We start from the raw sequence: 12,689 nt of genomic DNA, 5'->3' as shown, positions 1-12,689 counted from the left end.
AGACCGTCCGCGACCAGAAGAAGGTGCAGTTCGTCGTGCTGCGCGACGAGTCGGGGGCTGTGCAGCTGGTGAACCCGCGCACGGTCGCCGAAGACGGCACCGTCGTCGCCGACGAGCCCGCCACGACGATCTCCGGCCTGGCGCAGGGCTCGTTCGTGCGCGCCACGGGCGAGCTCAAGCACGACGAGCGGGTCAAGCTCGGCGGTATCGAGATCAAGCTGAACACTCTCGAAGTCGAGACGGCCGCGATCCCGGAGACGCCGATCGCCGCAGACAGCGGCATCGACAAGCGCATGGACTGGCGCTTCCTGGACCTGCGCGAGCCCAAGCACAACCTCATCTTCCGCGTGCAGACCACGCTCGAGCACGCGATGCGGCAGTACTGGGTCGACAACGGGTTCATCGAGATCCACACGCCCAAGCTGATGGCGTCGGCCTCCGAGTCGCGCGCCGAGCTCTTCGAGCTGCCGTACTTCGAGACGACGGCGTACCTCGCTCAGAGCCCCCAGATCTTCAAGCAGATGGCTCAGGCGGCGGGCTTCGGGCGCGTGTTCGAGATCGGGCCGGCGTTTCGCGCCGACCCCAGCTTCACCAGCCGGCACGCCACCGAGTTCACGAGCGTCGACACCGAGCTCAGCTGGATCGACAGCCACGAGGACGTCATGAAGGTGCACGAGGACCTCCTCGTCGCCGGCTTCACAGCGGTCAAAGAGAAGCACGGGGCCGAGATCGAGGCGCTCTTCGGCGTGGAGGTCACGGTTCCGACGACGCCGTTCCCGCGCATCCCGCTCGCAGAGGCCAAGCGCATCGTCGCCGAACAGGGCTACGAAGTGCCCCGTGCCGACGACGACATGGACCCGGAGGGCGAGCGCCGGATCTCCCAGTACGTGAAGGAGACGTACGGCCACGAGTTCGTCTTCTTGACCGACTATGCCTCGAGCATCCGCCCGTACTACCACATGCGCCACCCGGACGACCCGTCGCTGACCAAGAGCTACGACCTGATCTTCAACGGTGTGGAGATCTCCACCGGTGCGCAGCGCGAACACCGGGTGGACATCCTGGAGAAGCAGGCGGAGGACAAGGGTCTCTCGGTGGAGGAGCTGGAGGACGTGCTCGCGACCTTCCGGTACGGCATCCCCCCGCACGGCGGATTCGGGATGGGACTCGCGCGCGTGCTGATGCTCATGCTGCACCTGTCGAACCTGCGTGAGACGACCTATCTCTTCCGCGGACCGACACGACTGACCCCGTAGCCGACAGCGGCGCCCACCGATCGCCCGCAACCAGGATGTGACCGAGGAAGCGCAGGCCGATGGTGGCTGCCGCCTGGTCGAGCCTGCGCGTCAGCACGGTGTCGGCAACGGAGGGGTCGAGCGATCCCGACGGATGATTGTGGGCGACCGCGAACGACCGGCCGCCGCGGGTGAGCACCGCCTGCAGGATGTCGGCCGGCTGGATCGAGCGCTCGTCGACGCCGCCGTCGCGCAGCAGGACGAGCTCGAGGGGGCGCGCGGCGCGGTCGGCGACCACGACGACGAAGCGCTCGCTGTCGCGGTGCAGGAGCTCCGGCCGCACCACGTCGGCGATCGCGGTGTGGTCGACCAGGCGCGTCCACGCCGAGGACCGCCCGGCGCGCCTCCAGATCTCGATGATCGCAACGAGCCGCCCCGCGGTGGCGGGACCGACCCCGGGGAGGTTCTCGAGCCGTGCGAAATCCATGGTCGCGAGCCCCGGGAAGCCGCCGCAGCGCCCGAGGATGGACCTGGCCAGGGACAGGACGCTCCTTCCGGTCTGGCCCGAGCCGAGGATGAGCGCGAGCACTTCGTCGTCGGTGAGCGAGCCGATGCCGAGGCGCCGCATACGCTCCCGCGGCCGGTCGTGGCTCGGGACGTCGGCGAGCGGTCGCTCGGCCTCTTCCGTGGGGGACATGGAGTCCACGCTACGAATGCGTCGACGCCGGTGTGCACGGAGCGGACCAATCTGTGGACAACCGACTCTGAACTCCACTCTGTGGATGACAATGGACGAAGAGCATCCCGGCAACGAAGGAGTCGCCCCGCAATGACCAGTCCCCTCCCCGAACCCCGACCCGACGACGTCGTCATCCTGGCGGCCGCGCGCACCCCGCAGGGCAAGATCCTGGGCGCGCTCGCCAGCCAGAGCGCCGTACAGCTCGGGACAGTCGCTCTTCGTCGCGCGCTCGAGCAGTCCGGCGTCGACGCCTCGGACGTCGACGCGGTGATCTTCGGCCAGGTTCTCCAGGCGGGCGCGGGCCAGAATCCCGCCCGCCAGACCGCCATCGCCGCCGGAATCGGCTGGGACGTGCCGGCCACCACGATCAACAAGGTGTGCCTCTCCGGCCTCGCCGCCGTGATCGACGCGGCCCGCCTCATCCGTGCGGGTGAGGCGACGGTCGTCGCGGCCGGCGGTCAGGAATCGATGACGAACGCTCCGCATGTGCTGCCCGGATCGCGGAAAGGCTGGACGTACGGCTCGATGGAAGCGGTCGACTCGGCCGCGCACGACGGCCTCACCGACGCCTTCGACAAGATCTCCATGGGCGCCTCCACCGAGCAGTACACGGAGCGGCTCGGGCTGACGCGCGAGGCGCAGGACGCATTCGCCGCCTCGTCCCATCGGCGGGCAGGCGCGGCAGCGGCCTCCGGGGTCTTCGACGTCGAGATCGCGCCGGTCAGCATCCCGCAGCGCAAGGGGGACCCGCTCGTCATCGCGGCCGACGAGGGTGTGCGACCGGATTCCACGGTGGACGTGCTCGCCCGACTGCGACCCAGTTTCGCCGCGCAGGGGACACTCACGGCGGGCAACTCCTCCCCGCTCAGCGACGGCGCGGCCGCGCTCATCCTCACCTCGCGCGAGAACGCCGAACGTCTGGGACTGGACTGGCTGGCGGTCGTCGGGGCGAGCGGGCAGGTCGCGGGCCCGGACAACTCTCTGCACTCGCAGCCGTCCAACGCGATCCAGGCCGCGCTCACACGTGCGGGCTGGACCGTCGACGACCTCGATCTGATCGAGATCAACGAGGCCTTCGCCGCCGTCGCGCTGCAGTCGACGGCGGACCTGGACCTCGATCCCGAGAAGGTCAACATCCACGGCGGTGCGATCGCGCTCGGCCACCCGATCGGAGCATCCGGGGCGCGGCTCGCCGGTCACGCCGCCCATCAGCTCGCGCGCCGCGGTTCCGGCCGCGCGGCCGTCGCGCTCTGCGGCGGCGGCGGGCAGGGAGAGGGGCTGCTGCTCTGGCGCTGACGAAACCCGGCGCTGATGAAACCCGGCGCTGCTAGCGGCTCAGGTGCCGTTCGGCGGGGCCGGTGTACAGCGAGAGCGGGCGGATGAGGGAGTTGGCCGCGTACTGCTCGAAGACGTGGGCGGTCCACCCGGTGACGCGCGCCGCTGCGAACAGCGGCGTGAACGTCTCGGTGTCGAAACCCATCAGGTTGTAGGCGGGCCCCGACGGGTAGTCGAGGTTCGGCTTGATGTTCTTCCGGGCACCCATCGCGTTCTCGAGGGCATCGTAGAGGTCGAGCATGTCCTGACGGTCGTAGTGCTCGACCAGGGTCTCGAGCGACGCGCGCATGGTCGGCACCCGCGAGTCGCCGTTCTTGTAGACGCGGTGGCCGAAGCCCATGATCTTGCGCTTCTGCGCCAGAGCCTCGTCGAGCCAGGCCTCCGCACGGTCGGCGCTGCCGATCTCGTCGAAGGCGTGCATCACGGCCTCGTTGGCGCCTCCGTGCAACGGCCCCTTGAGCGCGCCGATCGCACCCGTCACGGCCGAGTAGACGTCGGAGAGGGTGGAGGCGATCACGCGCGCGGTGAACGTCGACGCGTTGAAGGAATGCTCCGCATACAGGACCAGCGAGACACGGAAGGCGTCGACCACGACGTCGTCGGGCACCTCCCCGAACGTCAGCCAGAGGAAGTTGCGCGCGTAGTCGAGGTCGTCCCGCGGCTCCACGATCTCGAGCCCGCGGCGGCGGCGCTGGATGTACGCCACGATCGTCGGGAGCTGCGCGAACAGGTGCACGGCACGCCCGAGATTGAGCTCGGGATCCAGGATGCCGCCCTCCTGCTCCAGGGTCGGATCGAGGCCGCCGAGCTGGCTGACCGCCGTACGCAGCGCATCCATCGGATGGGCGGAGGCCGGGATGTCATCGAGCGTCCGGCGCGTGCGATCGTCGAGCCTGCGGAGGCCGCGCTCGAGCTTCTCGAAGCCCTCGAGCTCCTCCTCCGTGGGCAGCTCGCCGTGCCACAGCAGCCACGCGACCTCCTCGAACGAGCACTGCGCCGCAAGCTCTTGGACGGGGTAACCACGGTAGAGCAACGAGTTGGTCTGCGGGTTGACGGACGAGATGGTCGTGGTGTCGACCACGACGCCGGCGAGGCCCTTGTGGATCTCGGGGTCGGTCATGTGTGCTGCTCCTTCGCTGCGGTGCTCGTCTTCACAGGACGAACCTACCTCCCCTACGCTCCTGGTATGGTCCCCGGTCCGTCATTGCTCGCGTTCGCGCTCGCGTCGATCGCGCTCATCGTCATCCCCGGGCCGAGCGTGCTGTTCGTGATCGGGAGGTCGCTCGCCCTGGGCCGGCTGGGCGGGCTCCTGAGCGTGCTCGGCAACGCCCTGGGGATGCTGCCGCTCGTCATCGCGGTGGCTCTCGGGATCGGCGCGATCGTCGCGCAGTCGCTGGTGGCGTTCACGATCATCAAGTTCGCGGGTGCGGCCTACCTGATGTACCTGGGGGTGCAGGCGATCCGGCACCGCCGCCACACCGCGGTCACGCATGAGGCGACTCCGCCGAGGCGTTCCCGGCTGCGGATCCTCGGCGAGGGTTTCCTCGTCGGGCTGACCAACCCGAAGTCGCTGGTGTTCTTCGTCGCGGTGCTGCCTCAGTTCGTGGATTACCGCGCGGGCGCCATCCCTGTGCAGCTGTTCGAGCTCGGCGTGGTCTTCCTTCTTCTCGCACTGACGTTCGACAGCATCTGGGCGCTCGTCGCCGGCGCGGCCCGCGCGTGGTTCGGGCGGTCGCCGCGGCGCGTCGAGCGGCTGGGCGCCACCGGCGGCGTGCTCATGATCGGCCTCGGCGGCGTGCTCGCCCTGACGGGGAACAAGCACTAGGAGCCGGCGCGGCGTCGCACGGCTAGATGTCCCCTGCCGTGGCCACGGGTACCAGCACCGCCCGGCCCAGCGAGTGGAAGTGGGCGTTGAAGCCCAGTACCGCCGGCGTCGACTCGGGGTCGAGGTCGAGATGGTCGACGTCCAGGGCGTGGACCACGATGTAATAGTGGTGCGTCCCGGTTCCGGGAGGCGGCCCAGCGCCCGTGAAGCTCTTGGACCGGAGTTCGTTGGAGAGCATGGCGGCACCCTGTGGCAGGGAGGCGCCGCCCTCTGCTCCCGCCCCCCGGGCCAGCGACGTCACCGAGGCCGGAATGTTGTACACCGCCCAGTGCCAGAACCCGGACCCGGTCGGTGCGTCCGGATCGTGGATCGTGACGGCGAAGCTCTTCGTCTCGGCCGGGAAGCCGCTCCAGGACAGTTGCGGCGAGATATCGCCGCCGCCCCCGCCCGCGCCCCACTGCGCCCGCGCCAGCGGTCGGTCGTCGGCGACGTCATCGCTCGTGAGTGTGAACTGAGGAACGGCGCCGAAGCGCTCCAGCGGATCTTTCGACATGGAGGTTACGGTACGCCCACCGGCCGGTGCGCGTCGCCGTCAGCGCCGTGCGGTCGCATCACGGCCGAATATATCGTCGGCTTATCGGCTTGCTGATACGCCGACGCAACCTCGGGTCGGCTTCGCTGGACTCATGGCCACCACGAGCACCGACCGATCCAGCGATCCACGCATCCGGTCCCTTCCACCGGCGTCACTGACGAAGGTCACCGTGTTCGGTTGCACACCCGATGAGGCTGTCGCCTTCCAGGAGGTCGCTCCCGACGTCCACGTCCGTCCGGCGATCACCAGCGCTCACCTCTCTGCGTCTACCGCAGAGCTGGCTCGGGGGAGCCGCTGCGTCAGCGTCGGCCACACGCCCCGGGTCGCGAACACCGACCTCCTCGCGCCCCACTTGTGTGACCCGCGGGTGAAGTCCCAGGTTTTGTATGTGTATGCAAACATGTCGCGGCTAGTCTTGCTCCATGCGCGTGTTGATCGTCGAAGACGAGGCCTATCTCGCGGAAGCGCTGCGGGATGGCCTCCGGCTCGAAGCGATTTCAGCGGACATCGCGGAAGACGGCCACCGTGCGCTGGAACTCCTCGCCTTCAACCGCTATGACGCCGCCATCCTCGACCGCGACATACCGGGACCGTCGGGCGACGAGATCTCCCGCCACGTGATGGAGAATCTTCCCTCCACTCGGATCATCATGCTCACTGCGGCCGATCGGATCGACGACAAGGAGACCGGGTTCGAGGCCGGAGCTGACGACTATCTGACCAAACCGTTCGTCCTGCGCGAACTGGTGCTGCGGCTGCGGGCGATCGCTCGACGACCGGTCGAGGCGATACCCCCCGTTCGACGCGTCGGCGACCTCACCCTCGACACGTTCCGGCGGGAGATCTTCCGCCATGGAAGATATGTGGCCCTCACCCGCAAGCAGTTCGCGGTCCTCGAGGTCCTGGTCGCTGCCGGCGGCGGGGTGATCAGCGCGGAGGAGCTCCTGGAACGGGCATGGGACGAAAACGCGGATCCGTTCACGAACGCGGTCCGGATCACGATCTCCTCCCTGCGCAAGCGTCTCGGCGAGCCGTCGATCATCGAGACCGTCCCGGGAGTCGGATACCGGATCCGCGCCGCGGAGCCGGCCGCGGAACGCGATGGCTGAGCCCGCTCCGCTCCGTCGGCGCGGCCTTTCGGTCCGGATCAAGCTGACCCTGTCCTACGCGGGCTTCCTCGTGTTCGCCGGACTCGCGCTGGCGGCCGTCGTCTGGTACCTGCTGCGCTTCGTCCCGCAAGGCAACCTCCAGATCATCGGCGAAGACGTGGATCGGGCCTGGGCGCCCAATCGTTCCGATCTGCTTCGCGTCTTCTTCCCCGCCGCAGGAGCGATGCTGGCGTTTCTGAGCGCCGTCGGTCTGGTGGGAGGGTGGGTCTTGGCCGGGCGGATGCTCAGACCGCTGTCGCTCATCGACCAGGCCGCGCGGCGGATCGCAGACGGCGATATCACCCAGCGCGTGCAGCTGCCCGGCCGAACGGACGAATTCCGGATCCTGTCGGACGTGCTCGACCTGATGCTCGATCGGCTGGAGCAGCAGGTCGGCGAACAACAGCGTTTCGCCGCGAACGCGTCGCACGAGCTCCGCACTCCGCTCGCGATGACGCGCACGATATTGGAGGTCGCCCGCGCCGACCCCGACGCCGACATCGGCACGGCACTCGCCCGCCTGACCGAGATCAACGAGCGGTCGATCTCCGCGACCGAAGCCCTCCTGCTCCTGGCACGACTCGCCCGCTCATCGCTCGAGCTCCCCATCGAGGAGATCGATACCGCCTCGATGATCGCGCAGGTGATCGGGAGCCTCGAGAGCGTGGCGGCGCGGAGCGGCGTGACGATCAACTCGACGATCGACCAACCCGTCGTGTTCGGGAACCGACCGCTGATCGAGCAACTCCTGTCGAACCTCGTCCACAACGCGATCGTCCACAACTCCGGGCCGGACCGGCGAGTCCGGGTCGTTGCTGCTCCCGGGCCGCAGAGCACCATTCTGCGGGTGGAGAACACGGGCGCCCGCGTCGATCCCCTCATCGTCTCGACCCTGACGAAGCCCTTCCACCGGGGCGCGCGCTCGCGCACGGCCGACAGCAGCCATGTCGGCGCGGGACTCGGTCTCGCGATCTGCGCGAGCATCACGCGCGTGCACGATGGCGAGCTCCAGATCACCGCCCGAGAAGGAGGGGGTCTGACGGTAGCGGCCACACTGCCGAGCCGCGCAGCCTAGCCTCCCCTCACCCGCGGCCGTCGTCGGCCATCGGAGGGCAGGTGCCGCCAGGGGTGGTCAGCAGCTCGAAGTGCCAGATCTCGTTGGCGTAGGCCTGGCAGATGCCCCAGCGCGAGCCGAAGCGATTGAGGAAGTCCATCGCGTCGGCCGTGCCGATGTCCACGGCGTCTCCGGTGACGTGAGAGGACTCGGTACCTCGCCTGGCCCACTTCGAGGCTTCCTGCTCGCTGCCGTATTTCTGAACGGCGCGCTAGAAGAGGTAGTCCTGGTAGCGCACCGACCTCCAGCCGTCCGTGATCGTGATCGAGATGCCGCGCTCGTCGTGTGCGGCCTTCTCGGCCTCCCGGAGCGCCGCCAGGAGCGCGGGGTTCAGCTTGCTGATCGCGGGCTTGTCACTCGCGAGGGTGAGGGAGTCGCCATTCGGGATGTAGCCGTCCGCGTCGGTGAGTTGCACCGGGTCGGCGGCGGTCTGGAGCTTCTCGCCCAACGTGGGCCCCGCGGCGCACGCCGCGAGGGAGACGGTGAGCACGAAAGCGCTCAGCAGGGCGACCTGACGAGTGGTCCGCGTCACTTCGACAACCCCCAGAAGTGGCCGACCGCACCAGGATGATCGACCGTGATCGTCTCGTCGAGGTCGCGGTAGTCGGTGTCGATGTTGTGGCCGGCCATCTTGATGACGATCGTGCCGTCGATCTCCTGCACGGACGACACGATCTGCACGTGGTCCAGCGAGTCGTCGTCGTCCCAGTCGAACATCACGATGTCGCCGACCTTGACCTTGTCGCGCTGGTCGAACGAGTACTCGGTGATCCCCAGCTTCGACGCCGCCGAACGGAGGTAGCCGTCCATCGCGGGCACGTAGCCCCACGCCGGACTCCAGCCGGCAGCGGCACCGTGGTTGTACCACTGCGAGTTCATCTGCCAACCGCGAGCGATCAGCGTCTGGCTGACGAAGTTCGCGCAGTCCCCGCCGACGGGGTTGAGATCGCCGTACTCCGCCGTGTTGTAATCGTTCCAATGGGCCAGGGCGTAGGCGAGCTGCTTGTCGGCGCTCGCCGCGGCATCGCGGACTGTGCCGGTGACGGCGGTGTCATCGGAGCGGGAGGCTGCGTCGGAGCAGCCCGTCAGGGCGAGCACGAGACCGAATCCCGCCATGGACGCCATGCTTCGTGAGCGAAGGGTGTTCATCTGACTCCTCGAGTGTGCTTCGAAGCCTGCGCGAGCTGCGCGCTTCGTACACCGAGTCCATCAGGGGGTCAGTTGCGGTGGCGTTTCCGCTTCTGCATATGTTTTCGATACCGGGGCCGCTAAGCCCGCTGCGCGGATTCCGTCGCGGCCGATCGTTCCGGCTGCTTTCGGAACCGTTTGGGCAGGCCCGTGATCCCCCAGCCGGTCACCCGCAACATCGCCTCCGCGACGATGCCGCCGGTCATCTTGGAGGCGCCGTGCTCGCGTTCGACGAATGTGATCGGCACTTCGGCCACGGTGAGGCCGGCTTCATATGCGCGTCGGAGCATGTCGATCTGGAAGCAGTAGCCCTGGCTCGCGACATCGGCGTAGTGGATGCGTCTCAGCGCGTCCGCTGTGAAGGCCCGGTAGCCTCCCGTGACATCGCGCGCTCGCACACCGAGGCAGAACCGGGAGTACGCGCTGCCGCCGCGGGAGAGCAGACGGCGATGCGCCGGCCAGTTGACGACGCCGCCGCCGGCGACCCAGCGGGAACCCAGAACCAGGTCGGCGCCGTCGCCCGCGGGGACGGCGCGCAGCGCTGCCAGTAGCGCCGGCAGCTGCTCCGGTCGATGCGACCCGTCGGCGTCCATTTCGACGACAGCGTCGTAGCCCGCGTCGAGGGCCCAGGCCATACCGGCGCGGTACGCAGCGCCCAGGCCTTCTTTGCCCGCGCGATGCAGAACGCGCACCTGCGCGTCGGTCGCGGCGAGCGCGTCGGCGATCGCGCCCGTGCCGTCCGGCGATCCGTCGTCGACCACGAGCACGTCGACGTCGGGCGTGGAGGCGCGGATCCGTCCGACGACGGACCCGATGTTCTCGCGCTCGTTGTACGTCGGAAGGATCACGATGGTTCGCATACTCCTACCATCATCCATTCTGCTGAACGGGAGGCGAACGAATCTGTCGGTATTCGCAGTCGGTGCTGCTAGCATCCCGCGGTGCCCGTTGCCAAGGTCCTGCTGTTCTACGCCTTCACCCCGCTCCCCGATCCGGAGGCCGTACGGCTGTGGCAGCGCGATCTCTGCGATTCCCTCGGGCTGCGCGGGCGCATCCTGCTCTCGAAGGACGGAATCAACGGCACGCTCGGCGGCGAGCTGGGGGCACTCAAGCGCTATGCCCGCAAGACCAAGGAGTACGCCGCCTTCCGCGGACTCGACGTCAAGTGGAGCGAAGGCTCGGGGTTCGACGCTGACGGCCTGAGCCTCGACTTCCCGCGGCTCTCGGTGCGCGTCCGCGACGAGATCGTCTCGTTCGGCGCCCCGGCCGAGCTGCGCGTCGACTCGACCGGCGTGGTCGGCGGCGGCGATCGCCTCGATCCGGACGGCCTCCACGCACTGCTCGGTCAGCGGGACGACGTGGTCTTCTTCGACGGCCGCAACCGTTTCGAGGCCGCGATCGGGCGGTTCCGCGACGCGGTGGTGCCCGATGTCGCGACGACACGGGAGTTCGTGGCCGAACTCGACAGCGGACGCTATGACCATCTGAAGGACAAAGCGGTCGTGACCTACTGCACGGGAGGTATCCGCTGCGAAGTCCTGTCGGGCCTGATGCGCTCGCGCGGATTCGGCGAGGTCTATCAGCTGGACGGCGGCGTGGTGCGCTACGGCGAGCGCTTCGGCGACGACGGTCTCTGGGAGGGTTCGCTCTACGTGTTCGACGGCCGGGGGTCGGTACGGTTCTCGGATCACTCCGCGGTGATCGGCCGGTGCACGGGGTGCGGCGCGCCGACCGCGCGGATGCGGAACTGCTCGGATCCGGCCTGCCGCGAGCAGCTGGTGGTCTGCGAGGAGTGCGCCGTCGTGGAGTGCGCTGCGCACGCCGCCTGAGTCCTCCACAGCCGCGCTGACGGTCGCGGACATCCACCGATTGCCGGGAACCATTGCTGCGTCTTTCGCGTTGCCGCCATCATGAACAGCATGGATCCGGTCTCCACCATCGTCTGGATCGTGTCGTTCGTCGTCGTGACGGTCACGGTCACCGGACTCTCGCGTCGCGTGGGCTGGTCCGCGCCCGTCGTCCTGGTGGTCGTCGGCGCGATCGCGTCGTTCATCCCCGGTGTACCCCAGGTGGCCCTGGAGCCGGAAGTCGTGCTCTTCGGTCTGCTGCCGCCCCTGCTGTTCGCCGCGGCGATCCAGACCTCCGTCGTCGATGTGCGCGCCAGGCGCGACGGCATCCTGCTGCTCTCGGTGGGGCTGGTCGTGTTCACCGTGGTGGTCGTGGGGTTGACCACGTGGCTCGTCGTGCCGGCGATCACGCTGGCCGCGGCGCTGGCCTTCGGAGCGGTCGTGGCGCCGACGGACACCGTCGCCGTGACGGCGATCGCGGGCCGAGGTCATCTGCCCCGGCGACTCGTGACGGTTCTCGAGGGCGAGAGCCTCTTCAACGACGCGACCGCTCTCGTGGCGCTGAACGCGACGATCGCGGCCGTCGTCAGCGTCGTCAACCCGTGGGCGATCGCCGGCGACTTCGTGATCGCGGTGGTGGTCGGCATCGGGATGGGCCTCGTCGTGGGATGGGCGCTGTCGCTGATCCGCAGGCAGTTGCGCTCACCGGTGCTCGACACGTCCCTCGGACTGATCACGCCGTACCTCGCGTTCATCCCGTCGCAGTTCCTGCACGGCTCGGGCATCCTGTCCGTGGTGGTCGCCGGGCTGTACCTCGGTTATCGCTCACCCGCCATCCAGACGGCCGAGGCCCGGATCGCCGAGACGATCAACTGGCGCACCATCGAGTTCCTGCTCGAGAACGCGGTGTTCCTCTTCATCGGGCTCGAGCTCTCCAGCATCCTCAACTCGGCGTTCCGGTCGGGCATCACGGTCGCCGAGACCATCTGGATCAGCATCGCCGTTCTCATCGCCCTGTTCCTCGCGAGGCTGCTCTGGATGGTCGGCACCACAGCCCTCTACCGGTACGGCCCGCAGCGTCTGCGAGAACGCGGGTGGACCTGGCCGACCGGCATCGCCGTGTCGTTCGCGGGCATCCGCGGCGTGGTGACGCTGGCGGCGGTCTTCCTGCTTCCCGAGGAGACGCCGCACCGGGAGTTCCTGCAGCTCCTGGCGTTCGTCGTCGTGGTCGCGACCCTGCTCGAAGGGCTGGCGCTGCCCTGGGTGATCCGCCGCCTGAGACTGCCGCCGCCGGACTTCGCGCAGGAGGCGAGCGAGATGCAGCGGCTGCTCGCCGAGGCGCAATCCGCCGGGCTCGAGCACCTCGAGTCGCAGGTCACCGGCGACGAGGACGATCGGGTGATCGAACGGCTCCGGATCAATGCGGTGTTCCTCTCCGACGCACTCGAGAATCCGACGCCCGACGACACGGAGGACCCGCCGATCGAATACAGCCGCCTCCGGAGGTCGATGATCGTCGCCGAACGGCAGGCCGTGCTCGACGCGCGTGCGGAGGGCCGCTACCAGGAGGCGGCGGTGCGATCGGTGCTGGCGTTCCTGGACGCGGAGGAGTCGGCGTTGAAAGCGGGCGGAAGCGAGGGCAAGAAGCTGATGTGAGCCCGGC

At 68.6% G+C, this 12,689-nt stretch carries 14 protein-coding genes; 7 read left to right on the top strand and 7 right to left on the bottom strand.

Going from position 1 to position 12,689, the window contains the following annotated elements; translation table 11 throughout:
- A partial coding sequence (gene aspS / locus Q0Q23_RS05260) for an aspartate--tRNA(Asn) ligase (protein ID WP_295120415.1) occupies positions 1–1,256 on the top strand: 1,256 nt, incomplete at its 5' end.
- On the opposite strand, the gene radC is transcribed toward aspS, so the two are convergent.
- Positions 1,186–1,932 (bottom strand): RadC family protein, encoded by a 747-nt coding sequence (radC, locus tag Q0Q23_RS05255; RefSeq protein WP_295120412.1) that lies wholly within the window; start codon positions 1,930–1,932, stop codon positions 1,186–1,188. The genes aspS and radC overlap by 71 nt on opposite strands.
- Positions 1,933–2,064: 132 nt before the next feature.
- Between radC and Q0Q23_RS05250 the strand changes: the two genes are divergently transcribed.
- The gene (locus Q0Q23_RS05250) at positions 2,065–3,270 is read left to right on the top strand and encodes an acetyl-CoA C-acetyltransferase (protein WP_295120409.1); all 1,206 of its coding nucleotides are present in this window, start codon (positions 2,065–2,067) and stop codon (positions 3,268–3,270) included.
- A 31-nt stretch (positions 3,271–3,301) separates the two neighbouring features.
- On the opposite strand, the gene Q0Q23_RS05245 is transcribed toward Q0Q23_RS05250, so the two are convergent.
- On the bottom strand, positions 3,302–4,429 hold the full coding sequence (locus Q0Q23_RS05245) for a bifunctional 2-methylcitrate synthase/citrate synthase (RefSeq protein ID WP_295120407.1): 1,128 nt from the start codon (positions 4,427–4,429) through the stop codon (positions 3,302–3,304).
- 66 nt (positions 4,430–4,495) lie between these two features.
- On the opposite strand from Q0Q23_RS05245, the gene Q0Q23_RS05240 reads away from it, so the two are divergent.
- Positions 4,496–5,134 carry a LysE family translocator gene (locus Q0Q23_RS05240; RefSeq protein ID WP_295120375.1) on the top strand — a complete coding sequence of 213 codons (639 nt, stop codon included), beginning with the start codon at positions 4,496–4,498 and terminating at the stop codon, positions 5,132–5,134.
- Between the two features lie 22 nt (positions 5,135–5,156).
- Here Q0Q23_RS05240 and Q0Q23_RS05235 read toward each other — a convergent pair whose 3' ends face one another.
- Positions 5,157–5,687 (bottom strand): YbhB/YbcL family Raf kinase inhibitor-like protein, encoded by a 531-nt coding sequence (locus tag Q0Q23_RS05235; RefSeq protein ID WP_295120371.1) that lies wholly within the window; start codon positions 5,685–5,687, stop codon positions 5,157–5,159.
- Positions 5,688–6,151: 464 nt separating this feature from the next.
- Here Q0Q23_RS05235 and Q0Q23_RS05230 point away from each other — a divergent pair, with 464 nt between their 5' ends.
- Complete coding sequence (locus Q0Q23_RS05230) at positions 6,152–6,838, top strand: response regulator transcription factor (RefSeq protein ID WP_295120369.1); 687 nt, start codon at positions 6,152–6,154, stop codon at positions 6,836–6,838.
- Positions 6,831–7,952 carry a HAMP domain-containing sensor histidine kinase gene (locus Q0Q23_RS05225; RefSeq protein ID WP_295120366.1) on the top strand — a complete coding sequence of 374 codons (1,122 nt, stop codon included), beginning with the start codon at positions 6,831–6,833 and terminating at the stop codon, positions 7,950–7,952. Before Q0Q23_RS05230 ends, Q0Q23_RS05225 begins: the two co-directional genes overlap by 8 nt.
- Before the next feature lie 7 nt (positions 7,953–7,959).
- Here the strand turns inward: Q0Q23_RS05225 and Q0Q23_RS05220 are convergent, their stop codons facing one another.
- The 4 genes from Q0Q23_RS05220 to Q0Q23_RS05205 all read right to left on the bottom strand — a co-directional run bounded on the left by Q0Q23_RS05220 (position 7,960) and on the right by Q0Q23_RS05205 (position 10,039).
- Positions 7,960–8,115, bottom strand: coding sequence for a hypothetical protein (locus Q0Q23_RS05220; RefSeq protein WP_295120363.1), 156 nt, complete (start codon positions 8,113–8,115; stop codon positions 7,960–7,962).
- Between the two features lie 87 nt (positions 8,116–8,202).
- A complete protein-coding gene (locus tag Q0Q23_RS05215; RefSeq protein WP_295120359.1) occupies positions 8,203–8,523 on the bottom strand; it encodes a hypothetical protein in 321 nt (106 codons plus the stop codon).
- On the bottom strand, positions 8,520–9,107 hold the full coding sequence (locus tag Q0Q23_RS05210; protein WP_295120356.1) for an amidase domain-containing protein: 588 nt from the start codon (positions 9,105–9,107) through the stop codon (positions 8,520–8,522). Before Q0Q23_RS05210 ends, Q0Q23_RS05215 begins: the two co-directional genes overlap by 4 nt.
- 152 nt (positions 9,108–9,259) lie before the next feature.
- On the bottom strand, positions 9,260–10,039 hold the full coding sequence (locus tag Q0Q23_RS05205; protein ID WP_295120353.1) for a polyprenol monophosphomannose synthase: 780 nt from the start codon (positions 10,037–10,039) through the stop codon (positions 9,260–9,262).
- Between the two features lie 81 nt (positions 10,040–10,120).
- Between Q0Q23_RS05205 and Q0Q23_RS05200 the strand changes: the two genes are divergently transcribed.
- Entirely contained in the window at positions 10,121–11,008 is an 888-nt protein-coding gene (locus Q0Q23_RS05200) for a rhodanese-related sulfurtransferase (RefSeq protein ID WP_295120351.1), read from the top strand.
- An 81-nt stretch (positions 11,009–11,089) separates the two neighbouring features.
- Entirely contained in the window at positions 11,090–12,682 is a 1,593-nt protein-coding gene (locus Q0Q23_RS05195; protein ID WP_295120347.1) for a Na+/H+ antiporter, read from the top strand.
- The last annotated feature ends 7 nt before the right edge of the window (positions 12,683–12,689 follow it).

It is taken from the genome of uncultured Leifsonia sp. (assembly GCF_945957465.1).
Lineage (GTDB): Bacteria > Actinomycetota > Actinomycetes > Actinomycetales > Microbacteriaceae > Leifsonia.
This window is presented reverse-complemented; position numbering and strand designations above follow the sequence as displayed.

What these genes read in the sequence shown, in the direction of transcription:
- radC (WP_295120412.1), bottom strand. Translation starts at nt 1,932, where the DNA reads ATGTCCCCCACGGAAGAGGCCGAGCGACCGCTCGCCGACGTCCCGAGC.
- Q0Q23_RS05250 (WP_295120409.1), top strand. Translation starts at nt 2,065, where the DNA reads ATGACCAGTCCCCTCCCCGAACCCCGACCCGACGACGTCGTCATCCTG.
- Q0Q23_RS05245 (WP_295120407.1), bottom strand. Translation starts at nt 4,429, where the DNA reads ATGACCGACCCCGAGATCCACAAGGGCCTCGCCGGCGTCGTGGTCGAC.
- Q0Q23_RS05240 (WP_295120375.1), top strand. Translation starts at nt 4,496, where the DNA reads ATGGTCCCCGGTCCGTCATTGCTCGCGTTCGCGCTCGCGTCGATCGCG.
- Q0Q23_RS05235 (WP_295120371.1), bottom strand. Translation starts at nt 5,687, where the DNA reads ATGTCGAAAGATCCGCTGGAGCGCTTCGGCGCCGTTCCTCAGTTCACA.
- Q0Q23_RS05230 (WP_295120369.1), top strand. Translation starts at nt 6,152, where the DNA reads ATGCGCGTGTTGATCGTCGAAGACGAGGCCTATCTCGCGGAAGCGCTG.
- Q0Q23_RS05225 (WP_295120366.1), top strand. Translation starts at nt 6,831, where the DNA reads ATGGCTGAGCCCGCTCCGCTCCGTCGGCGCGGCCTTTCGGTCCGGATC.
- Q0Q23_RS05210 (WP_295120356.1), bottom strand. Translation starts at nt 9,107, where the DNA reads ATGGCGGGATTCGGTCTCGTGCTCGCCCTGACGGGCTGCTCCGACGCA.
- Q0Q23_RS05205 (WP_295120353.1), bottom strand. Translation starts at nt 10,039, where the DNA reads ATGCGAACCATCGTGATCCTTCCGACGTACAACGAGCGCGAGAACATC.
- Q0Q23_RS05195 (WP_295120347.1), top strand. Translation starts at nt 11,090, where the DNA reads ATGAACAGCATGGATCCGGTCTCCACCATCGTCTGGATCGTGTCGTTC.